The organism is Corallococcus llansteffanensis (genome assembly GCF_003612055.1).
Taxonomy (GTDB): domain Bacteria; phylum Myxococcota; class Myxococcia; order Myxococcales; family Myxococcaceae; genus Corallococcus; species Corallococcus llansteffanensis.
Map to the genome: position 1 here is coordinate 1 of NZ_RAWB01000089.1, position 22,532 is coordinate 22,532.

A 22,532-nucleotide genomic window follows, 5' to 3' on the forward strand; every position below is an offset into this window, starting at 1 on the left:
ACCTGGAGGAGCGGGTGGAGGCGGGGCTGCGGTACGAGGCGAAGGCGCACGAGGCCCTGGCCCGCGCCGAGTCCGAGGCCGACGTGGTGCGCGCGCTGGAGGCCGCGGGTTCGTACCAACTGCACCGGGTGCGGCCCCTGGGCGAGGTGCTGCTCGCGCTGCCGGAGGACCTGCGCCGCTTCGAGTTGACGAAGGGCATGGGCCTGCGCTCGCGGCTGCTCTTCGCGCCCCTGGCGGAGCGGGCGCGGGCGGAGCACGCGGTGCTGGCGCGGCTGGAGGCCCGGCTCACCGCCGACAAGGCGCCGGAGTGAGGCCGGGGCTCGCGAGCACGGGACTCAGCGCAGCTCGCGGGTGAGGCGCGAACCGAGGACGAGCGCGAGGCCGTCCTCGATGAGGCCCGCGAGCAGGTTGGGCACGCGCAGCTTGTCCGAGGCGAGCGTGCGGAAGCCGTAGAAGAAGTAGCTGGAGGCGATGGCCGCCGCCGCGCCGACGATGGCGAGCCCGACCTTCGCGCCCTTGCGGTCGCGCGACACGGCGGCGCCGGTGATGGCACCCGTGAGGATGCGGCCGACGAGAATCTTCGGCGCGATGCGCGACGGAATCACGGACGACTTGTCCGCCACCATCTCGCCGAGCGCCATCATGCCCAGGCGCTGGGACACCTTCTTCGACGTGAGTGCCGGCAACGCCCGCTTCAGCGCCTTGCCCGGCTTGCGCGACAGCTCATGTGAGAGGAACGCGGGGGCCGTCATGCTCCGCATTCCCGCGAGGACGCCGAAGCCCGCCGCCTTCCAGACATCATTGTTCGAGCGCATTGGTCCCAACCTCCATCGGGTGAAAATGGGAGGGTGGGGGCGAGGGCCGCGTCTGGCCATGCCCGGGCAGGCGGGCACTCAAGGGTCCGAAGGCTTGGAGCCCTCAGGGCGGGGAAGCCGCAGCATCAGGCCCGTGAGCAGCGCGCCCACCGCGGCCCCGATGGCAGCCGTGAGTTCGTAGGAGCCCATGGGGACCATGAGCGCCATGAGCAGGCCCAGCCCCCCGAGCCACAGGAAGCCCTGCCGCGCCTGGTGTCGCTCCCGGGCCGTGTCCGCGATGACGGTGGCGTAGAGGAACGCGAGCACGTTTCCCACGAACTGGGTCCAGGGCAGGGCCCGCTCCAGGAGGCGCGCGAAGGTGACGAAGCCATCCGTCCAATGCGGTGCCGGGACCACTCCGGCCAGGGCGTCGGCGCTGAGGCCTTGGAAGAGATGCCGGATGTCATCGCTCATGACGTGGCAGAGGGCCTGGAACACGGTGGCCACCAGCAGCACGGCGAACATCCACCCCGACGGGGCGCGGGGCACGAGCAACTCCCACTGGCGCAGGGCCTCCAGCCGCTCCGGAGGGACCTCCAGCGGATGCGGGTACGCCAGGCTCAAGAGGGCGCGCGTGACGGCGATGCTGACGGGCACGCCCTGCTCATCCACCAGCGAATCCACGCCCTGCTTGTCGAGCAGCGCATGCAGCGCGGGCGCGAGCTTCGCGGGGTCCTCCATCCGGACCAGCAGGTCGATGAAGGCATGCAGGGCGCCGACCTTCTGGCTGCGCTCGGACTCCGCGCCCAGGGCCGCCTCCAGCATCGGCATCAGGTCGTCGATGGACGGAGTGCGCGCGGCGTTGGCCACGAAGTCAGGCGTCGCATCCAGGGACGCGTCACGGGATGAGGGCCGCTGCCGCGCCTGCGTGCTCATGGACGCAAGTCTACGCCCGTGTCAGCCCTCCGTGTTGCGCAGGAAGTTCGCCACGTGGGCGAAGCGGTCGTCCAGGAAGCGGCGCAGCCCTCCGGTGACACCGCGCTGATCCATCGCCTTGTGCATGCAGCGCAGCCACGCATCCCGCATCGACAGGTCCACCGGCACGTGACCGTGGCGCATGCGCAGACGCGGATGCCCGTGCGTCGCGCTGTAGTGCTGCGGGCCTCCCAGCCAGCCCACCAGGAAGAGGCCGAAGCGCTCGCGCGTGCCCCGGTTCACCTTGCCCTGCGCGTCCAGCTCGTGGACCTGCGCGAGCGCGGGCTCCTCCGCGTCCATCACGTCGTAGAAGGCCTCCGCCAGAGCACGGACCGCCTCCTCGCCTCCCAGGCGCGTGAAGGGCGTGTCCTCCAGCGTGGGCACCCAGTCATCCGACGACGGCGGCTTCAATTCGATGGTCATGGATTCGCTTCCTCAGGCCGCCCAGCGCTTCGGCCGGCGCTGGAGGCTCTTCAATCCCAATCCTTCACAGAACGCCTTGAAGCGCGCTTCCGGAACGCCCTTCCATTCCAGGTCCTTGAGCGACGCCGTGCCCGGCAGCGGCGCGTCCTCCACCAACGTGGCCAGCGTCCGGTACAGCCGCGCGTCCTCGCGGTGCGCCTTCAACGTCGCCGCCAGCTTGTCCGCGCCCCGAGGCTTCGCCGTCCACTCCGCCGCGCTGTCCGGGATGGCCTCCAGGTGGCCGTACGCCTGCAGCACCGTGGCCGCCCCCTTCGCGCCGAAGCCCGGCAGCCCGGGGATGCCGTCCGCGTCGTCGCCCATCAGCGCGAGCAGGTCCGGGACACTCTCCGGCGCCACGCCCAGCTTCGCCTTCACCGCGTCCGCGTCCATCACCTTCTGCTGCCGCCGGTCCACCTGCACCACGTGCTGGCCGCGCACGCACTGGCCCAGGTCCTTGTCCGGCGTGAGCAACCGCACCTGCTCCACCTCGCCTGCCCAGCGAGCAGCCGCCGTGGCGAGCGCATCGTCCGCCTCGTGGTCCTTCATGGACCACACCCGCACGCCCAGCGCCTCCACCGCCTGCTCCACCAGGTCGAACTGCGCGCGCAGCTCCGGCGGCACGCCCTCGTCTCCCTTGTAGCCAGCGAACAGCGCGTTGCGGAACGAACGGATGGGGTTGTCGAACGCCACCGCCACGTGCGTCACGGCCTCCGTCTCGTCGTGCAGCAGCGCGAGCAGCGAGTCCATCACCCCCGCCGTGGCCTTCACGTCCCGGCCGTCCGGGGCCGTGGTCCCCGGCCGGGGCGAGTAGTGGGCCCGGTACAGCTCATACGTGCCGTCGACGAGGTGCAGGCGCATGGCCCCCCTCTAGCGTCCCTCCCGCCGCACGGCCAGCAGCCCGTGCGCCAGGACCGCCCGGGCCCGCGGGGTGCGCCTTGTTCCCTACACGACGCCTGTCAACCCCCTTGGCCAGCGAGCCTGAGGGGAACGGGTCGCCGGTGCCGACTGGCGGCACGCCCCCCACTTTCTCCACGACTCCTTCTCTTCCGGACCGCCGGTGCGTCCCAGCAGTCCTCCCGGCACGAGGTGACCCATGCGCCCGAAGCTGTTCGCCACCGCCCTGCTCTGCGTCGCCACTGTCGGCTGTGCGAGCGGGAAGGTCATCACCACCGCCACCCACCAGGAGCGCGTCCAGGCCGAGGCGGCCCTGCGCTCGGCGGAGAACTCGCAGGCCCCGAACGTGCCGGAGGCCGCGCGTCACCTGGAGTTCGCGCGCCAGCAGATCTCCGAAGGGGAGCGGTTGATCCAGGAGGGCGAGGAGGAGGCCGCAGAGCTGCGGTTCCGCCAGGCCGCCGCGGACGCGGACCTCGCGGCGGCGCTCGCCCGTTCGGTGCCCCTGAAGGCCGAGGCGCGGCGGACCTCCGAACAGCTCGATTCCATGCGCCGCGGTCAGCCCTGAGTCCCCATCTTTTCCGTCTGTGAGGAGAGCGTCATGCAGCGTTGGAAACAGGGATGGTTGGCATTGGCTGGAGCCTCCGCGCTCACGGTGGTGGGGTGCGCTCACAGTCCCCCGCCCAGTGAGCTGACCGCGGCCCGCGAGGCCTACCACGAGCTGACCCGGAGCCCCGAGGGACGCGAGCGCCCCGCGGACGTCGCCGCGGCCCGCGACGCGCTCCAGGAGGCGGAGAACGAATACGCAGAGAGCGAGGGCTCCGTGAAGACCCGGTCGCTCGCGTACGTGGCCCTGCGCAAGGCGGAGATCGCGGACGCCCGGGGCGAGGCGGACCTGGCCGCGCAGCAGCGGGCCCAGGCGGAGGCGGCCCTGCGCCAGCAGCAGGAGGCTCGCACGCAGAACCTCACGCGCCAGCAGGAGGAGGAGCGCGCGAGGTACGAACAGCAGCGCCTGCAGTACGAGCAGCAGCGCGCGCAGTTCGAGGCCCAGCGCCAGCAGGAGCTGGAGCGCATGCGTTCGGCGGACGCGCAGCAGCGCCAGCAACTGGAGTCGGAGGCGCAGCGGCGTCAGCAGCAGATGGAGGCGGAGGCGCAACAGCGCACGCAGCAGCAGCTGGCGGAGGCGCAGCGGCTGGCCCAGGCCAACCAGGAGCTCCAACGGCGCACCCAGGAGCTGGAGCAGGAGCGGCAGGCCCGGCTCCAGGCAGAGCAGCGCGCCGCGCAGGCGCTGTCGCAGTTGCAGGACAAGGACCTGAAGGTGCGGGAGGAGGCGCGCGGCACGGTGGTGACGCTGTCCGGCAGCGTGCTCTTCGCGTCGAACGCGGTGGACCTGCTGCCGTCCGCACGGGACCGCCTGTCGGATGTGGCCACGGCGCTCCAGGAGTCGCAGAACCCGCTGCTCATCGAGGGGCACACGGACTCGCGCGGCTCGGATGACTACAACGAGCAGCTGTCGCAGCGGCGGGCGGAGCGCGTGCGCGAGTTCCTCATCAGCCAGGGCGTGCCGGCGAACCGCATCGAGATCCGCGGCGTCGGTGAGGACCGCCCGGTGGCCACCAACGGCACGGCCGAGGGCCGCGCCAACAACCGCCGCGTGGAGATCGTGATGGAGCACAGCCCGCAGCCGCGCTCCACGGGCGTCGGCGGCAGCGGTGCGCAGCAGCCTGCCCAGGGCTCGCAGCCCGGAAGCATGGGCGGCAGCGGCACGGAGCCGAACGGCATCAACCCCCAGAATCCGTCCCCGGATCAGGGCACCGGCACCGGCGCGCAGCCGCTGCCTCCGCCGCCTCGGACCCCTCCGGGGCAGTGAGAAGGTGAAGTCGGAGCACTTCAGGGGCTCGTCGCAAATGGGGCGACGAGCCCTGTCCGCTTCTCCAGCCTCATTCTGATGAATCGCAAGCCAACCTGAGAACTCCGTGGGATGATGCCTCCCCATGAGCTTCATTGAAGAGCTGAAGGGATATCTTCAGCACGTCCGGGACACGCAGGGCGGACAAGCAGGCCCTTCGCCTTTCGTTCCGGAAGTCAGCTGGATTCGTTCAGAACTCATTCAGCTATTCGAGCGGGTGGAATCCGCGCAACCGCACGTTCCTCCCGAAAGTCTCAAGTTCGTTTTTGAAGAATGGACTCGAAAGAATCGGGTCGACTCTTTTGCGAAAAATCTTGCGATCCTCCTTCAACACAGTTTTCTCAGTGGTGCTCCACAGCCTCTGATTGAAGAGCATCTTCGACTGGCCATGGCCCGCCGTCTGGGGCTGCATGCTCCCATCGCCTCCCACACACGCGCCTTCGAGTTGGACAGGCTGTCACAAATCGCATGGTCGTCCCGCTCCATGCTGACCCCGCTTGACAACAGCATCCTGGACTATGCGCTGGAGATCCGTGCCATCCGACGGGAAGGCCATCGCTCCGAAGTGGGTCCTATCGGAGAGGTGCTCCTGTCTTTGACAGGTCGTGATGCGATCCAGTGGCTTCTGCATGTCGAGGTCACCCAATCCATGGGGCCTCTTGATGATTGGCGGCTGAGTCGCGACACCGCCGAGTATTTATTGGTCAACCCAGAAAACATCAGGGATCCGGCCTACTGGATCCTGTATCCGGCTGCGTATTCCTTACGCACCTTGCGCCGTCTTGAAGGCCTCGGCCTCCTGGTAATCGTAGAAGAGTTCGATGAAGTGCATGGCACCGCCTATACTGGCTACAAGCTCCTGAACGAAGGACGACGCGCATTTGAAGCGTTGTTATTACCGGATGACAGTCCGTTCTCGGTGCTTGCGGCGACGCTCAGCCAGGATGAATCCCTGGCCGCGCTGGAGCAGCAAGGAAGCAAGGTCTGGAGTGAAGCCAACTTCAGCTCCTCGGCCATTGCCACTGCCCGCCAGGCGCGGATGGTCGTCCATGAAATCAGGAATGCCCTCGTGCCTGCGCAGATTGCCCTGGGCTCGCTCTACACGGCCCTGGTGGGCAGTCAGAGCGAAGCCGAACTCGCACGGTTCCGTCCGCGTATCGACCCAGGTATCGACCGGGCACTCAAGTTCGTGACGGACCTGCTCAAGACCACCGAACTGGCAGCAAGGGCTCCCGAAGCCTTCGACCTTCTCCGGTCACTCGCGGACGCGGTTTCCAGTCTCGCCACTCCATTGCGCATCCACCTGCAAGGCTCCACCGACTTGCCCTCGCTGTCGGGTTACCGGGAGCGATTCGTCCTCGCCATCGTCAACCTGCTGCGGAACGCCGAGCAGGCAGGAGCCCAGCAGGTCTCCATCGAGAGCGTCCTGGAAGCCAACAACCGGAACATCCTCCTGACCGTGGACGATGACGGTTCAGGCGTTCCTCCCGCGGACCGGGAGCGCATCTTCCAGCGCGGCATCTCGCTACGCCCTGGTGGCGCGGGAGAGGGTCTGGCCCTGGTCAAGGAGGTGGTCGAGATCGAACTGCACGGAAAAATCGCCTGCGTGGACAAGCCAGGTGGAGGTGCCCGTTTCCGGATGCGTCTGCCTGTGGCAGAGAGGACTCCACGATGACTCCTCCGGGCAACGTGCTGATCGTTGATGACGAGCGGGCCTTCTTCGAGACCTACCAGGAGATCCTGGTTCCCGAGGGCTACCGCGTCGAATGGGCCCCCGACCGGAAGACCGCTCAGGCCAGACTCCAGGAGTCCACCTGGGATGTCGTCGTGCTCGACCAGCGCCTCCAGGGCGCCGCTGGTAGCGACTCCGGCATCGACCTCATCGCGGAGATCGTCCCCACGGGCGCCAAGGTCATCGTCGCGACCGCCTACGCCGATGACAAGATGATCGACCGCGCCTTCAAGGACGGGGCCTACGACTACCTGGAGAAGCTCCCCACCCTCCCCATGATGCTGCGCATCAAGGTGCGCAATGCCTCGGAGGCCGTACGGGAACGTCGGCTCGCGTCCCTCAACGACGCGCAGCGGGAGCTGGAAATCCAGGGCCTGTGGGCCGCATGTCGGATCGAGTCCAACGGCAACAGGAAGGGACGCCTGCTGGAAGACCTGATGGTCCTCATGTTCAAGACCATTCAGGGCATGATGAACACCAGCATCCGGAGAACCAGCGCGGACGAGGAGATCGACATCGTCATCCGCAATGAATCCACGGACCAGTTCTGGGTTGGAGAGCGCAGCCCCTACATCATCGTCGAGTGCAAGAACTGGTCGAAACACGTGGGGCCCATCGAGCTGGTCGTCTTCCGCGACAAGATCGTGAATCGAGGAGGTCGCTGCCGCCTCGGCTTCTTCGTCGCGGCAGGGGGTTTTACCGAGGGCTTCCAGACCCGCTCCGACACCTTCCGCAAGGACGATCACCTGGTCGTTCCCATCGGCCCCGCGGACCTGGACGAACTGGTCCTCTCCAAGAACCGCAATGAAACCCTCAAGAAGCTGCACGAGCGTGCGGTCATGGGTGGCCACGACTCTTCCTGACCCCACCTTTAGCCTTGGATTGAAATGAAGTTCGGCTCCGCCATGTCGCACGACAAGTCGCCCCTCCTGCTCACCACCGAGCGCCTCCACCTCACGCTGCTTCCGCCCGACGCGGCGGAGCGTGTGCTGGCGTACCACGTGGCCAACAAGGAGCACCTGGGGCCGGTGTCTCCGGCCCGCCCGGCGACCTTCTTCTCCAACGCCTACTGGCGCACGCGCCTCGCCCAGGACCGCGAGGACTTCCGCCATGACGTGTCGCTGCGCGTCTTCCTGCTGCCCCGGGGCCAGTCCATCTCGCTCGCCCCCGTGCTGGGCAGCATCGCGCTCACGAACATCCGACGGGGCCCCCTGCAGGCCGCCGACCTGGGCTACGGCCTGGACCACCGCCACGAGGGCCAGGGGCTGATGACCGAGGCCCTCCAGGCCGTCTGTGATTACGCCCTGGGCGCCATGGGCCTGCACCGCGTCCAGGCCAGCCACCTGCCGGAGAACCTGCGCAGCGCTGGCGTGCTGCGCCGCCTGGGCTTCGTCGTCGAAGGCTACGCCCGCGACTTCCTCCTGCTCGATGGCCGGTGGCGCGACCACGTCCTCACCTCCCTCGTGGCCGCCCCCGAACCCGGCGTGCGCGGCGGCCCCTGAGTCCGGCACCGCCGCAAGGTTCGCGGGTCGTGAGGCCCCATCCGTAGCCCAGCCACTCGATTCGACCAATTTTGTCGATACTGAGGATGAATGGCGGTTTTTTTGCCGACTCTCCTAGGGTGTTCGGCGTATTATCGACAAAATTGAATGAAACCCGAGCGCCCTGACTTTCGAGAGGAGTTCTGGAAGCACCTGCCGCCGTTGCCGCGCGGCATCGAGCTGGTGCGCCAGGAGGCGCTCGTCGTGCCTCGCGTGGGTCCTGGAGGAGCATCCGTCTACGACCTCGCGGAGATCCGGCTGCCAGAGATGCGCGTGCCCGTGCTGTTGGGGTACCGGGCACCGCTGTTCCCGGTGGAGGTGCTGAATCAGCGCGAGAAGCTGCTCACCCTGCGTGATCAGCTTCGACAAAGAGATTCGGACGCCCGCTCCCTCTCCACCTTCCGGATCCCCATGCTCGTCACGGACTCGGCGTCTTCCACCGTGATCGACGCGTGCGAGCGCGAGGAACTGGCCCTGGTCGACCTGCGTGGGACGTTCTTCCTGCGCACGGGTAACGCCTTCATCCGCGTTCAAGGGCACAGGCCCACGAAGCGAACTCCGCGTGAGCCCCTGTTCCACGGCAAGGGCTGCCGGATCGTGAGGGTCCTGCTCCAGTCTCCGAAGACCGGATGGACGGTTCGCGCGCTCTCGGAGAAGACCCAGACGAGCTATGCCTATGCGCATGGCGTCCTCAAGCGACTCGTCCTCGAGGGATACGTCCAGAGGAGGTTTGGCGCGGGGCTCCAGCTCCGCGAGCCCGTGGCCCTGCTGAATGCGTGGCTGGAGAGTGGCAGACCGACCGCCATCTCACGGGAGGGATTCAATGCCCCCTCCACGACACCGGATCGACTCAAGGAGGGTGCCTCCCTGCTGGCGTCGCAGGGCATCCGCTCCATCTTCACGCTGGCCAGCGCCCTGCTCCCCGAAGAGCGCTTCGTCTCGGGAGTGCCCCACGGCATCTATCTCTCAGGGTCCCTGGAGGGCGCCATCCACGCTTTCGGGTTGCGCCGGATGACACCCCACAACTTCCAGGTGCTTCGCGCGGAACCCGCCGCGGAGACCGAGCTGGGGGGCGTCTACTTCGCCCAGAGGCCGCTCCCGCACGGTCAAGGAGTCGCGTTGCCCCAACTGGCCCTGGACTTCCATCAGAGTGGCGGCAGGGGAACTGAACAGGCGGAGGAACTGGTGCGGCGCTACGCCAAGGCCCTGCCCCTTTCGGACGAACCGCGATGACCGAAGAAAAAAGGTTCGAGGAGATCCTCGGTGAGCTGGGCGCGTTGATGCTCCATCTGGAGCTTTTCTCCTTCCGCGTGCTGCTCATCGGAGGCCAGGTTCTCGCCCTGGAGTCTCGTCAGCGGGGTGGTACCGGCGTCATCTCCATCGCGACGGATACCGGCACGATGGTTGATCGAGGCTTTTCATTCGAGCCAGATCTGTTGATCGACCTGGACGGCACAGGGCCCACGGACGACCAGTTGCCTCGGATCCTTGAGCAGCGTGGATATAAGATGCTGAACCGGGGTTTCCGCTGGTCGAAGGACCTTCCCGGAGGGCCCATGCGTCTTGACCTCTTCGCCCCAAGCGAGGACGTCACGTCTGCGGACCTTCCTATGCACATGACGCTCCTGCCGGATTCGCGGCTGGCGCTCCGTCGTCGTCAACGCGTGGAACTCACCATTGGGGGCAAGACCGTAGGGATCCATCTGCCGGATGCCGCTGGCTTCCTCGCGATGAAGGAACGCGCCAAACGCGAGCAGCGGCCTGAAAAGGCCAAGGACAGCTTCGACATGTTCGCGTACGTCAAGCTGGTGGGTCCGGAAACGGTGCGTGCGTCGCTGCAACAAGCCAGCGATGTGGATCCCTTGCTGCGCGACAGACTGAGGCAGCTCTTCAAGGATGTCTCCGCTCCCGGGCCCCAGGACGTCATCACCTATGCGGCGAGCCTCGACACGGACGAGCAGGAGCTGCTCGCCCAGGCGGCGGTCGACCTGTTCGCGGAGCTCTGAGCCGAAGAGCCCCTAACGCGCGGGGGCCCGGACCTTCGGTGCCGGCGCGGGCGCCGCCGGCGTCAGGTTCGCGTCGAACCAGTCCAGCGTGCGCAGCAGCCGGTCCTTCTGGTGCTCGGGCTTGCGGAAGCCGTGGCCTTCGTCCGCGTAGATGACGAGCTGGGTCTTCACCCCCAACGCCTTGAGCGCCTTGTGGAACTCGTAGCCCTGCGAGGCCGGGACCTCCACGTCCCGCTCGCCGTGCAACACCAGCGTGGGCGTGCGCACCTGCTTCACCGCGTTGATGGGCGACGAGCGCGTGTACACCTCCGGCTCGTCGTACACCGACGCGCCGAAGTACGGCAGCATCCACGTGTCGATGTGGTTCGTGCCGTAGTAGCTCTGCCAGTTCGCGATCCCCGCGCCCGCCACCGCCGCCTGGAAGCGCTGCGTCTGCGTCACCGCCCACATCGCCATGAAGCCGCCGTAGCTCCACCCCGTGATGCCCTGCCTCGCGGGGTCCACCGGCGCGGACGCCAGCACCGCGTCCACCCCGGACATCACGTCGCGGAAGTCGCCTTGGCCGAAGTCGCGGCGGTTCGCCTGCACGAACGCCTCCCCCTGACCGTAGCTGCCGCGCGGGTTGGGCATGAACACCGCGTAGCCCCGCGCCGCCATCAACAGCGTCTGCGGGCTGAACCCCGGCGTGATGCCCGCCGCCGGCCCGCCATGCACCACCGTCACCATGGGCACCTTCGCGCCCTTCGCCCCGGAAGCAGCCGTGGGCGCGGACACCGGCAGCACCAGCCAGCCCTGCACCTGGTGCCCGTCGCTCGTCCACGTCACGCTGCGCACGTCCCCCACCGGCACCCGCACGTCCGCGTTGAGGCGCGTCACCTGCGTCCACGCCCCCACCGGCCCCATCCATACCTCCGGCGGCTGCGTGAAGCTGTCGCGCACCACCGCGCTCGCCACCCCGTCGCGCGCCAGCGACACCTGCACGTTCTCCGCGCCCTTCCACAGCACCGTGACGTCTCCCGCCGTGGGCGACACCGCCACCAGCGCGGACTCACCCTGCGCCTGCGCCGCGAACAGCAGCCGCTCCGGCGCCGGCCAGAAGAGGTCCGTCGCGGACGCCTTCAGCCCCTCCGTCAGGTTGCGCGCGGGCGGCACGCGGGCCGGCAGCACCGCCTTCGCCCCGGGCCGCACCTTCGCCGCCAGCCGCTCCGGCACCGACACCGTCCACACGTCCCCGCCCGTGTTGCCCTCGTCGCTCATCAGCCCCTCGACGAACGCGAGCTGCCGGCCGTCCGGGCTCCACGTGGGCTCCGCCACCTGCCATTGGGGCGCGTGCAACAGCGACGTCTCCCCCGTCGCCGTCTCCACCGCGTACACCTTCGCCACCCACCAGTTCGCGTCCCCCGGCGGCGGCGAGGCCGTGACGGCCACGCGGGCCCCGTCCGGGCTCCACGCGTACTCGTGGATGAACAGGCCCGCGGGCGACACGAAGCGCAGCCGCCCGTCCTCCACCGACACCACCGCGAAGCGCTTCACCGGATGGGACTCCTGCACCACGCCCGTCTCGCGCGCCGCCGGCCCCCGCGGCCCCTGCGCATCCTCCGTGCCCTCGATGACGAGCACCCCCACCGACCTCCCGTCGGGCGACCACTTCGGCGCGGACACCAGCCCCTTCACGGTCGTGAGCCGGCGCGGAGGCCCCGACGCTCCCGCCACGTCCGCCACGTAGAGCTGCCGCGCACGGCCCTCCCCCGCCGTGGAGAGGAACGCGAGCCGCTGGCCATCCGGGCTCCACGCCAGCGACCCTTCGGCGCACGGCGTGGCGTCCTTCGACGCGGTGACGCGCATGGGGGGCCGGTCCGGGTGCGCGCGCTCCACCACCTGGAGCTTCATCGCCTCCGCGGGCACGCCCTCCTTCGCGGGCACCGACTCCACCCACGCCACGCGCGCCCCGTCCGGCGACAGCGCCACCTGACGGAAGCGCACCGTGCGCTGGAGCGCGTCGTAGACGGCGCCCGCCTCCGGACGCGCGGGGACCGGCACCGGCACCGCGGCGGAGGCCAGCGCGCTCGACAACAGACAACCCACCACCAGGCCCAGGCTTCCCGCTCGCATCGACCGCCTCCAGAAAGGACAGCGGCGCGGAGTGTAGCGAACCGGCGGCGCCGGAAGCGGCAGCCCGTGAAGGGCGCCGCTCCCGGCCGACCGTCAGTGGAGCTGCTCGGGGAGCATGGGCAGGCCGTGGAAGAAGCGCCGGCCGCTCTCGAAGCGGTGGTGGAAGGTGACGCGCTGGTCCAGGTACAGCCGCGCCATCTCCTCCTCGCCGTAGGCCCGGAAGAACGCGGCGCGCGCTTCGTCACATGCCCGCTCGTACTCCACGCACAGCGCCTCCCAGTCCTCCGGTGGAATGTCGCCCTCCGGCCAGCCCTCCCCGGTGAGGCCGTACTCGCGCTCCATCGCGTCCAGCTCCCCGGCCCGCATCCGCACGCGCGGATCCTCCGCGATGGCTTCGTCCGCCATCGCCGTCAGGATGTGCGCCACCAGGAAAAATCCGGCATCCGGCGGCACCGCGCCCGCATCCCGCGCGGTCCGGAACGTCACCAGCAGCTGCGCGTCCATCGCCTCGCCGCCCAGCTCCGCCAGCTTCGCCGCCAGCCCCCGCCACCGGGCCTCCGTCTCACGGGCCTCCCGCCGCATGCCGTCCAGCTCCTGCTCACCCATCTTCTTCATGGTGTCCTCTCCCATCCCGCGAAGGTCCCCTCCCCACGAAGGGTCCCATCCCGGTCTGACGCGTGGGCCCGGCAAAGCGTGCTGTCCCAGTTTCCCAGGACGTCCCGGTGCGTCCGCTGCCGGACTCGGTCGGGAAACGCCGTCTCATGGCGGACGCGCCCCCGCCTTCCGGGGACGGACGGGCCAGCGGGCCGCCGGTCGTTTCCGGCTGTCCGGGGTGACGAACCGGAAGCGCGGCGATTGCCTGCCGTGAACGGGCCGGGTGGGCGCCGGGTGTCACCCGCTGGACGCTTGGCCCGGACCCGGCCCCGGCGGACGCACTTGGCAGAGGAGGAAGGTTGCCGTCAGGCGCGGGATGTCGCATCCGCAGGACCTGGGGCCTGGAGCTGGGGGCCCCCGTTGGGGAGCCGAACCGGTGTCAGAACCCGAAGTCAGGCTGGAGCAGCGTTCCCAGGTCACGCCCCGCACGGTGTTCACCGTGTGCTTCGCGGTGCTCGGGGTCATCATCCTGGTGACGCTCGTCGTGAAGACGCGCGTGGCCCTCACGCTCACGGGCATGGCGGCGCTGATCGCGCTGGCCCTGGAGCACGGCGTGTCGCGGCTGGAGAAGCGCGGGCTCAAGCGGTGGCTGGCCATCGCGCTGGTGCTGCTGGCGCTGTTCATCGCGATGGCCGCGCTGGGCCTGCTGGTGATTCCGGACCTGGTGGAGCAGGTGGACGCGCTGGTGACGCAGTGGCCGCAGCTGTGGAAGCAGATGCGCGGCACCGGCATCCTGCGCGCGCTCAACCAGCGGCTGCACAGCCTGGGCTGGAACGAGCGGCTGGAGGAGGCCACCCCGGCGCTCGCCGGCCCGCTGCCCGCGCTCCTGATGAGCGCCATTGGCGGCGTGGTGGGCCTGCTGGGCGGCATCCTCACCGTCTTCTTCCTGGTGGTGTTCATGCTGGTGTTCGGCGGCGGCGTGCTCAAGCGCCTGCTGGACCTGTCGCGGCCCGACCACCGCCTGCGGTACGTGCGCGTGCTGCGCAACATCTACACGGCGACGGGCGGCTACCTGTCCGGCATCACGCTCATCTGCGCCATCAACGCCACGCTGACGACCACGATGCTGGCCGTGCTGGGCATGCCCTTCTACCTGCCCCTGGGCGTCGCCAGCGGCTTCTCCAGCCTCGTGCCCTACGCGGGCCCCATCATCGCGGGCGGCATCATCACGCTGCTGACGCTCGCCACCGGCGGCCTGTGGAAGGCGCTGGCGGTGTTCGTCTACTTCCTGCTGTACGGCCAGCTGGAGGGCAACGTGATGGCGCCGCTCGTCTTCAAGCGCACCGTGCACGTCAACCCGCTCATCACGCTGCTGGCGGTGCTGTTCTGCGTGGAGCTGGCAGGCATCGTGGGCGCGGTGGTGGCGGTGCCCGTGGCGGCCGCGGTGCAGATCATCGTGAGAGAGGTCCTCCTCTTCCGACAGGAGCGCCGCTCGGCGGCGGTCCATGTAGAGCCCTGATGACGGGAGAGCCCTGATGACGTCACCGCTCCAGCTCCTGCTCACCCACGGCTCGGGGCCGCTGCTCTTCCTCGTGCTGGTGGCGGGCGGCCTGGGGCTGCCGTTCCCGGAGGACCTCGTCCAGCTCGCCGCGGGGGTGCTCGCCCACCGGGACGTGCTGTCGCTGCCGGGCGCCCTGGTGCTGTGCTTCCTCGGCGTCCTGGGCGGTGACACGGCGCTCTTCCTCATGTCCCGGCGGTTGGGACAGGCCCTGTACACGCACCCGCGCACCCGCCGCCTCTTCCCTCCCGCGCGCCGGGAGCACGTCCAGCGGCTGTACGCGAAGCACGGCGCGCGCGTCGTCTTCTTCGGCCGCTTCATGTCCGTGCTGCGCGTGCCCGTGTTCGCCATGGCCGCGGCGGAAGGGATGCCCCTGCGCCGCTTCCTGCTGTGGGACGGCCTGGCGCTGTGCCTGAGCTGTCCCCTGGTGGTGATGCTGGGCTACGCGGGTTCGGCCAGCGTGGACCGCGTGGCCAGGGGCGTGGGGCGGGCCGAGCACTTCCTGGCGCTGGCGGGCGTGGCCACATTGATGGTCGTGTTGGGCATGCGCTACCTGCGCGAGCGTCAACGCACCCGTCCCACCGCGTGATGCCGGGCGGACGGTCCCTGTCACCCCCACCACGGTGGAGGCAGGCAGGCGCGCGCTCCGGACAAGGTATGACGGCACGGGCCCGCCGATTTCTGTATCCAAGCTGTGTGTTCCTCCTGCCGTGAACTTGGAAGACTTGGCCCTCGCATCCTGGGGATTCATGGAACAAGACGGCACCACGGGCGCGGGGATGGACTGGCTGTCAGGAGGCGGGGACATGGGGCGGCTGATCCGCTCCATGGACTGGTCGAAGACGCCGCTCGGCCCGGTGGACACCTGGCCGCAGAGCCTGCGCACCACCGTGAGCCTGTGCCTGTCCTCCACCTTCCCCATCCTCATCGCGTGGGGGCCGGAGCGCGTGCAGCTCTACAACGACAGCTACCGGCCCATCTGCGGCGCCAAGCATCCGGAGTCCATGGGGCAGCCCTTCCGCGACTGCTGGGCCACGGCGCTGCCCGTGGTGGGGGGCGCGTTCGAGAAGGCAGGCGCCGGCACGGGTTCCTACATCGAGAACCAGCGCATGTTCCTGGACCGGTACGGCTACCTGGAGGAGGCCTTCATGACCTTCTCCTTCAGCCCCATCCGCGACGAGTCCGGCAACGTGGGCGGCCTCTTCCACCCCATCACCGAGGTGACGGAGAAGCTGCTCAGCGCGCGGCGCACGCAGACGCTGCGCGAGCTGTCCGCCCTGCTGGGCAAGGTGAAGACGGTGGAGGAGATTGGCGCCGTGCTGCCGCAGCTCCCGCCGGACGCCGCGCTCGACGTGCCCTTCCTCCTGTTCTACCGCCGCGACGAGGCCCGGCCCCGCGTCCAGCTGGTCGGCGGCCTGGGCCTGCCCCCGGGCACGGCGTGGAGCCCGGAGGAGGCGGAGCTGGAGGGGACGTGGCCCTTCGGCGCCGGCCTGGAGCCGGGGCCGCGCACGGTGGAGCTCCACGACCTGGGCCCGGCCCCCTCGTGTGGCCCGTACGACGAGCCGCCCAGGCAAGCGCTCGTGCTGCCCGTGCAGCCCGCCGGCATGGCGGCACCCTTCGGCTACCTGGTGGCCGGCGTGAGCCCCCGGCGCGCGCTGGACGACGCCTACCGCGGCTTCTACGAGCAGCTGCAGGCCACGTTCACCACCGCCGTGGCGAACGTGCGCGCCTACGAGGCGGAGGCGCAGCGCCTGGAGGCGATGGCCGCCATCGACCGGGCGAAGACGGCGTTCTTCTCCAACGTGTCGCACGAGTTCCGCACGCCGCTCACGCTCATCCTGGGCCCGCTGGAGGAGTCGCTCGCCGACACGTCCTCCCCGCTGCCCCCCGCCCAGCGCGTTCGCCAGGAGCTCACCCACCGCAACGCGCTGCGCCTGCTCAAGCTGGTCAACTCGCTGCTGGACTTCTCGCGCATCGAGGCCGGGCGGGTGAAGGCGAGCTTCCACCCCACGGACCTGGCGCGCCTCACCGAGGACCTGGCCAGCGTCTTCCGCTCCGCGATGGAGAAGGCGGGGCTCGAGTACACCGTGGACACGCCGGACGTGGGCGAGCCCGTCTACGTGGACCGGGACATGTGGGAGAAGGTTGTCCTCAACCTGCTCTCCAACGCCTTCAAGTTCACGCTCCACGGCGGTGTCACCGTGCGCCTCGCGCGTGAGGGCCACCAGGTGCGGCTCACCGTGCGCGACACCGGCACGGGCATCCCGGAGGCGGAGCTGCCGCGCGTGTTCGAGCGCTTCCACCGCGTGGAGTCCTCGCGGGGGCGCACGCACGAGGGCACCGGCATCGGGCTGGCGCTCATCCAGGAGCTGGTGAAGCTGCACGGCGGCACGCTGGGCGTTCAGAGCGTGGAGGGCGAGGGCAGCACCTTCTTCGTGGAGCTGCCGCTGGGCAGCGCGCACCTGCCCGCCGAACACGTCCAGCAGTCCCAGGGCGATGCGCACGCGGGCACGCTGGGGTCGGCCTTCAGCGAGGAGGCGCTGCGGTGGCTGCCGGATGCCCCGGAGGCCCTCCCGCCGTCGGTGCCGGCCCAGGCCGCATGCGGATCGCTGGATCCCCTGCTGGGGGGCACGGGCCCCGCGCTGTCCCACGTGCACGGGCACATCCTCGTCGTGGACGACAACGCCGACATGCGGGGCTACGTGGGCCGCCTGCTGGCGACGCAGTGGGAGGTGCGCTCGGTGGCGGACGGCGAGGCGGCCCTCGAGGCGATCCGCGCGTCGCCCCCGGACCTCATCCTGAGCGACGTGATGATGCCCAGGCTGGACGGCTTCGGCCTCTTGAAGAAGGTGCGCGAGGACGTGCGCATGCGCGGCATCCCCTTCATCCTGCTGTCGGCGCGCGCGGGAGAGGAGGCGCGCATCGAGGGGCTCCAGGCCGGCGCGGATGCCTACCTCGTGAAGCCCTTCTCCGCGCGCGAGCTGCTGGCGCGGGTGGACAGCCAGCTTCAACTGGGGCGCGCGCGAAAGCAGATCTCCGACTTCTTCATGCAGGCACCCTCGGCCATGTGCGTGATGACGGGCCCGGACCTGGTGTTCACGGTCATCAACCCCATGTTCGCGCGCCTGATGGGCCAGGACATGCTGGGCAGGAGCGCCCGCGACGCCCAGCCGGAAGGGGGCCACGGCGTCCTCATCCAGCACCTGGAGCAGGTCTACCGCACCGGGGAGCCCTACGTGGGCCGCGCGGTGCCGGTGCGTCAGCCGGATGGCCAGGGCGGGTTGAAGGAGATGGTGGTGGACGTGGACATCCACGCCCAGCGCGACGGCGAGGGCCACATCCTGGGCGTGCTCGTCGCCGTGCAGGAGATCAGCGAGCAGGTCCGCGCGCGCCAGCAACTGGAGGCCCTCACGCACGACCTCCAGACCGCCCTCACCGCGCGCGACACCTTCCTGGGCGTGGCGTCACACGAGCTGAAGACGCCCGTCACCGGGCTGATGCTCAACCTGGAGATGACCCGCCGCCGCCTGTGCTCCCCGCGCGGCGAGCCGCCCTCGCCCGCGAAGCTGATGGTGGCGATGGAGACGGCGTTGCGGCAGACGGAGCGGCTGGCGCGACTGGTGGACGAGCTGCTGGACGTCTCCCGCATCCAGGCCGGCAAGCTGGACTTCACGCTGGAGGAGAGCGACCCCGTGGAGCTGGTGCGGGAGGTCCTCGAGTCCTTCCACGAACAGCTCGACCAGGCCCACTGCGGGGTGGACCTGCGGGTCGTGCCGGGAGCGCGCGTGTGGTGGGACCGCTCGCGCATGGAGCAGGTGCTGGTGAACCTGCTGTCCAACGCCATCAAGTACGCGCCCGGCCAGCCCATCCGCATCGAGGTCGCCCCGCGCGACGGCCAGCTCGTCATCCGCGTCGCGGACTCCGGCCCCGGCATCCCGCGCGAGCACCAGGACCGCGTCTTCGAGCGCTTCGAGCGGGGAGGCCCGCCCCGCACGGTGCACGGCCTGGGGCTGGGCCTCTACATCGCGAGTCAGATCGTCCAGGGCCACCACGGCGAGCTGCGCCTGGACAGCGACACGGGCCGCGGCGCCACCTTCACCATCGAGCTGCCGCTGACGCCCCACGCCCAGGCGTGACGCCGCTTCAGCCCGCGGCCACCTCGCGCAGGCTGTCCTCCACGCCGGCCAGCAGCACGTCCAGGTCCGCGTCCGGGATGTTGAGCGCGGGCGCGATGTAGACGGTGTCGCCCAGGGGGCGCAGGTACAGGCCCCGGCGCCGCGCGGCCTCGTACACGCGCCAGCCGCTGTTCGCGAAGTAGCCCCCGCCGCCCAGGTCCAGCGCGCCCACCATGCCCACCGCGCGCGGGCGCACGAGGCCGGGGATGGTGGCGGCCATGTGCTCGAAGGCGGCCTTCACGCGAGGCGCCTTGCGCTGGACCTGGCCCAGCACGTCCTCGTCCCGGTACACGGCCAGCACCTCGCGCGCCACGGCCGCGCCCAGCGGGTTGCCGCAGTACGAGTGGCCGTAATACAGCGCCCGGTCCTTCGCCCCCAGGAACCCCGCGAAGATGCGCTCGGACGCGAGCGTGGCGCCAAAGGGCAGCAGGCCTCCGCTCAGCGCCTTCGCCAGACACAGCAGGTCCGGCACCACGCCGGCCAGGTCCACCGCGAAGCGGGCGCCGGTGCGGCCCAGGCCGGTGAAGACCTCGTCGGCGATGAGGAAGGTGTCCACCGCGCGGGTGGCCTCGCGCACCTCGCGCACGAAGTCCGGCGACGACATCCACATGCCCACCGCGCCCTGGAGGACGGGCTCCAGGATGACGCCCGCGATGCCGTCCGGGTCGGCCTTCAGCGCCGCGCGCAACTGCTCCAGGGCGCGCGCGTGCCCGCCCTCCTCCGCCGGGGACGGCACGTGCACCACGTCGAAGAGGAGCGGGCCGAACACGTCGCGGAACTCGGACACGCCGCCCACGCTGGTGGCGCCCAGCGTCTCGCCGTGGAAGGCGCCCGACAGGGTGATGAAGCGCGTGCGGCCCGGCCGGCCGTTCTGCGCCCAGTACTGGGCGGCCATCTTGATGGCCACCTCCACCGCGGTGCTGCCGTTGTCCGAATAGAAGACGCGCGACAGCTTCTGTTCCGCCGGGACGTCCTCGCGGTCCGCGCCGGGGGCCAGCGCCGCCAGCTCGGCCGCCAGCAGGGCAGCCGGGCCGTGCGTCACACCCGCGAGCGAAGCGTGGGCCAGGGAGCCGAGCTGTTCCGTGAGGGCTCGCACCAGACGCGGGTGCCGGTGTCCGAGGGTGGACACCCACCAGGAGCCGTTGGCGTCCAGGTAGCGCCGGCCGTCCGCGTCATGGAGGTAGACGCCCTCCGAGCGGACGACCACGAGGGGGTCGGTGTCCGCGATGTACTGCGCCATGGCGGTGTAGGGGTGCCAGACGTGCCGCTTGTCCAGTCCGACGATGGCTGCCCGCTCCACGGTGTGTGCTCCTGTCGCTGGGGTGACTCCGGGGTGACTCCGGAGGGTGACGCGCCGCGTGTCTGAAGCGCGCTGACATTGCCATGACAGCCACGGTGTTAGCCCTGGTCTGACAGCACGGGAGAGTCATGACCATCATCATCTTCTTCATCAGTCACTGGCTGCTCTGCGTGTTCTTCCAGAGCTTCTTCCAGCACCGCTACGCGGCGCACCGCATGTACAGCATGGGGCCGCGCACGGAGAAGGCGGTGCACCTGCTCACGTACCTGGTGCAGGGGTCGTCGTACCTGTCGCCCAAGGCGTACGCCATCCTGCACCGCGAGCACCACGCCTTCTCCGACACGGAGAAGGACCCGCACTCTCCGCACTTCTTCAAGGACGCGCTGCGGATGATGCTGCACACGAAGAAGCGCTACGACGGCTTCGTGAAGGGCACGGTGACGCCGGAGCCGCGCTTCGAGGGTGGGTACCCGGAGTGGCCGCTCGTGGACAAGACGATTGGCCAGTCCTGGTGGGCGCCGCTGGTGTGGGTGGGCCTCTACACGGCGTTCTACGTGGCGTTCGCGACGTCGCCCTGGATGTTCCTGCTGTTGCCGGTGCACTTCGTGATGGGGCCGGTGCACGGCGCCATCGTGAACTGGTGCGGGCACAAGTACGGCTACCGCAACTTCAAGGGCAGCGACCAGTCGCGCAACACGTTGCCGGTGGACGTGCTGTGCATGGGTGAGCTGTTCCAGAACAACCACCACAAGTTCGGCGCGAGCCCGAACTTCGCGGCGCGCGCCTTTGAAATCGACCCCACGTGGCAGGTGATGCGCGTGCTGTCGAAGCTGGGCGTCATCCGCATCACCACGCCCCAGCGCGCGGTGTACCCGGAGCCGCGTGAAGTGGCGCGCACGAGCGGCGGAGCGCAGACGGCCTGACAGCCGGCGTCTCTGGAAGTGGAAGTCCCGCGGGGGAGCCGTCCGGAATGGACTGCTCCCCCGTCGTCGTCTCCGGGCCTCAGCGCGCCTTCAGCGCCGCGCCCACGGCGTCCGCGAGCTTCGTGGTGGGCCGGCCGATGAGCCGGCTCAGCGTGTGACTGGTGTCGTTCAGCTCACCTCGCGCCAGGCCCGCATCCGCGTCCGCCAGGATGTCCGCGAACGGCTTGGGCAGCCCCACCTTCACCAGCGCGGCCGCGTACTCCGGCACCGGCAGGTCCACGTACGCCACCTTCTTGCCCGACTGCCGGGACACCTCCGCCGCGTACTCCGACCGCGTGAAGGCCGTGTCGCCCGCCAGCTCATACACCCGGTTCTCATGGCCCGTGCCCGTGAGCACCGCCACGGCGGCGTCCGCGAAATCCTCGCGGCTGGCCGCGGCCAACTGGCCGTCCTTCGCGCTGCCCTGGACGACGCCGTACTCCAGCGCCGGCGCCAGCTGCTCCGTGTCGTTCTCCAGGTACCAACCATTGCGCAGGAACACGAACGGCACCCCCGAATCACGGATGGTCTGCTCGGTGGCCTTGTGCTCCCCCGCCAGTGCAATCCCCGTCGTGTCCGCGCGCAGGATGCTCGTGTAGGCCAGGAGCTTCACCCCCGCCTTCTTCGCCGCCGCCGTCACCGCCGAGTGCTGCGGGAAGCGCTTCCCGACCTCGTTCGCGGAGATGAGCAGCACCGTGTCCCCCTTCGAGAACACCCCTTCCAGACTCGCCGGCTGGCTGTAGTCCACCCGGTGCACCCGCACGCCGCGCGCCGCCCACGCCTTCGCCTTGTCCGGATCGCGCACCGCCACGGCCACCTGGCTCGCAGGCACCTTCTTCAGCAACCCCTCGACGACGAACTGCCCCAGCTTCCCCGTGGCTCCCGTGACGACGAACATGACGTGTGCCTCTTTCCTCCCGCGCGACGCGGGAAATCGAACTGGCGCTTACCCTAACGGGGGTACTCACTTTGCGTAAGTACGCACCTTCTGGTAAGTGTCAACCATGAAGGCAACCAAGGGCAGTACGCTGCTGGCCAAGGTGAAGCAGCGCGGAGACCTCTACGCGGCGGTGTGCCCCTCGCGCGTGGTGCTGGACCACGTCACCAGCCGCTGGGGCGTGCTGGTGCTCGTCGCGCTGCGGGAGGAGGGCATGCACCGTTTCAGCGAGCTGCGCCGCAAGGTGGGCGGGGTGAGCGAGAAGATGCTCGCCCAGACCCTCCAGGCCCTGGAGCAGGACGGCTTCGTGCTGCGCGAGGCCCACCCGGTGATTCCCCCCCACGTGGACTACAGCCTCACGCCCCTGGGCCAGGAGGTGGCCGGCCACGTGGTGGGGCTGACCACCTGGATTGAAGACAACCTGCCCCGCGTGCTGGAGGCCCGCGCCCACGAGGTCCGCCGCAAGAAGGCCTCCTGAGCCGGGCCTCCTGACCCGCTCCGGGGGCGCCCGGGCCCGCGCCCCCTCCCCTGGACGCCAGCCAGCGCGACGGACGAAAGCGAAGGGACGACGCTCGCGTTAAGAC

Annotated in this window: 20 protein-coding genes and 1 pseudogene; 13 read left to right on the top strand and 8 right to left on the bottom strand. The window is 69.7% G+C overall.

Translation table 11 applies throughout. The features are described from left to right. Positions 1-311: pseudogene (locus D7V93_RS11130) on the top strand (hypothetical protein); the annotation flags it as partial. Between the two features lie 24 nt (positions 312-335). On the opposite strand, the gene D7V93_RS11135 reads toward D7V93_RS11130, so the two are convergent. The 4 genes from D7V93_RS11135 to D7V93_RS11150 all read right to left on the bottom strand — a co-directional run bounded on the left by D7V93_RS11135 (position 336) and on the right by D7V93_RS11150 (position 3,089). Continuing rightward, positions 336-815, bottom strand: a complete 480-nt coding sequence (locus tag D7V93_RS11135; protein ID WP_120643379.1) for a DUF4126 family protein — start codon at positions 813-815, stop codon at positions 336-338. A gap of 78 nt (positions 816-893) precedes the next feature. Next, the gene (locus D7V93_RS11140; protein ID WP_120643380.1) at positions 894-1,730 is read right to left on the bottom strand and encodes a hypothetical protein; all 837 of its coding nucleotides are present in this window, start codon (positions 1,728-1,730) and stop codon (positions 894-896) included. A gap of 21 nt (positions 1,731-1,751) precedes the next feature. Next, positions 1,752-2,192, bottom strand: a complete 441-nt coding sequence (locus tag D7V93_RS11145; RefSeq protein WP_120643381.1) for a group II truncated hemoglobin — start codon at positions 2,190-2,192, stop codon at positions 1,752-1,754. Positions 2,193-2,204: 12 nt separating this feature from the next. Next, positions 2,205-3,089: a 5'-3' exonuclease gene (locus tag D7V93_RS11150; RefSeq protein WP_120643382.1), complete on the bottom strand. Its 885-nt coding sequence runs from the start codon at positions 3,087-3,089 to the stop codon at positions 2,205-2,207. Between the two features lie 235 nt (positions 3,090-3,324). Between D7V93_RS11150 and D7V93_RS11155 the strand changes: the two genes are divergently transcribed. The 7 genes from D7V93_RS11155 (at position 3,325) to D7V93_RS11185 (ending at position 10,310) form a co-directional block, all read left to right on the top strand. Continuing rightward, positions 3,325-3,690 carry a DUF4398 domain-containing protein gene (locus D7V93_RS11155; RefSeq protein ID WP_120643383.1) on the top strand — a complete coding sequence of 122 codons (366 nt, stop codon included), beginning with the start codon at positions 3,325-3,327 and terminating at the stop codon, positions 3,688-3,690. A gap of 33 nt (positions 3,691-3,723) precedes the next feature. Then, positions 3,724-4,992 (top strand): OmpA family protein, encoded by a 1,269-nt coding sequence (locus tag D7V93_RS11160; protein ID WP_120643384.1) that lies wholly within the window; start codon positions 3,724-3,726, stop codon positions 4,990-4,992. A gap of 124 nt (positions 4,993-5,116) precedes the next feature. After that, positions 5,117-6,706, top strand: coding sequence for a sensor histidine kinase (locus tag D7V93_RS11165; protein ID WP_120643385.1), 1,590 nt, complete (start codon positions 5,117-5,119; stop codon positions 6,704-6,706). Then, positions 6,703-7,626, top strand: coding sequence for a response regulator (locus D7V93_RS11170; protein WP_120643386.1), 924 nt, complete (start codon positions 6,703-6,705; stop codon positions 7,624-7,626). Before D7V93_RS11165 ends, D7V93_RS11170 begins: the two co-directional genes overlap by 4 nt. A gap of 24 nt (positions 7,627-7,650) precedes the next feature. Continuing rightward, positions 7,651-8,265, top strand: coding sequence for a GNAT family N-acetyltransferase (locus tag D7V93_RS11175; RefSeq protein WP_120643387.1), 615 nt, complete (start codon positions 7,651-7,653; stop codon positions 8,263-8,265). A gap of 147 nt (positions 8,266-8,412) precedes the next feature. After that, complete coding sequence (locus D7V93_RS11180) at positions 8,413-9,537, top strand: hypothetical protein (protein WP_120643388.1); 1,125 nt, start codon at positions 8,413-8,415, stop codon at positions 9,535-9,537. Next, a complete protein-coding gene (locus D7V93_RS11185; protein WP_120643389.1) occupies positions 9,534-10,310 on the top strand; it encodes a hypothetical protein in 777 nt (258 codons plus the stop codon). The genes D7V93_RS11180 and D7V93_RS11185 overlap by 4 nt, the downstream gene beginning before the upstream one ends. A 12-nt stretch (positions 10,311-10,322) precedes the next feature. On the opposite strand, the gene D7V93_RS47330 is transcribed toward D7V93_RS11185, so the two are convergent. Beyond that, entirely contained in the window at positions 10,323-12,422 is a 2,100-nt protein-coding gene (locus D7V93_RS47330; protein WP_120643390.1) for a S9 family peptidase, read from the bottom strand. 93 nt (positions 12,423-12,515) lie between these two features. Then, entirely contained in the window at positions 12,516-13,037 is a 522-nt protein-coding gene (locus D7V93_RS11195) for a hypothetical protein (protein WP_120643398.1), read from the bottom strand. Between the two features lie 415 nt (positions 13,038-13,452). Between D7V93_RS11195 and D7V93_RS11200 the strand changes: the two genes are divergently transcribed. From D7V93_RS11200 to D7V93_RS11210, 3 genes are all read left to right on the top strand, one after another. Beyond that, positions 13,453-14,535: an AI-2E family transporter gene (locus D7V93_RS11200; RefSeq protein WP_120643391.1), complete on the top strand. Its 1,083-nt coding sequence runs from the start codon at positions 13,453-13,455 to the stop codon at positions 14,533-14,535. Between the two features lie 16 nt (positions 14,536-14,551). After that, positions 14,552-15,163, top strand: a complete 612-nt coding sequence (locus tag D7V93_RS11205) for a DedA family protein (protein ID WP_244237234.1) — start codon at positions 14,552-14,554, stop codon at positions 15,161-15,163. Positions 15,164-15,380: 217 nt separating this feature from the next. Beyond that, entirely contained in the window at positions 15,381-18,710 is a 3,330-nt protein-coding gene (locus D7V93_RS11210; RefSeq protein ID WP_244237235.1) for an ATP-binding response regulator, read from the top strand. A 7-nt stretch (positions 18,711-18,717) separates the two neighbouring features. Here the strand turns inward: D7V93_RS11210 and bioA are convergent, their stop codons facing one another. Further along, positions 18,718-20,049, bottom strand: coding sequence for an adenosylmethionine--8-amino-7-oxononanoate transaminase (bioA, locus tag D7V93_RS11215; protein WP_120643394.1), 1,332 nt, complete (start codon positions 20,047-20,049; stop codon positions 18,718-18,720). 128 nt (positions 20,050-20,177) lie between these two features. On the opposite strand from bioA, the gene D7V93_RS11220 reads away from it, so the two are divergent. Continuing rightward, positions 20,178-20,972: an acyl-CoA desaturase gene (locus D7V93_RS11220; protein ID WP_120643395.1), complete on the top strand. Its 795-nt coding sequence runs from the start codon at positions 20,178-20,180 to the stop codon at positions 20,970-20,972. Between the two features lie 79 nt (positions 20,973-21,051). Here the strand turns inward: D7V93_RS11220 and D7V93_RS11225 are convergent, their stop codons facing one another. Then, positions 21,052-21,909 carry an SDR family oxidoreductase gene (locus D7V93_RS11225; protein ID WP_120643396.1) on the bottom strand — a complete coding sequence of 286 codons (858 nt, stop codon included), beginning with the start codon at positions 21,907-21,909 and terminating at the stop codon, positions 21,052-21,054. A 106-nt stretch (positions 21,910-22,015) separates the two neighbouring features. On the opposite strand from D7V93_RS11225, the gene D7V93_RS11230 reads away from it, so the two are divergent. Continuing rightward, positions 22,016-22,426, top strand: coding sequence for a winged helix-turn-helix transcriptional regulator (locus tag D7V93_RS11230; RefSeq protein ID WP_120643397.1), 411 nt, complete (start codon positions 22,016-22,018; stop codon positions 22,424-22,426). Positions 22,427-22,532 lie beyond the last annotated feature (106 nt).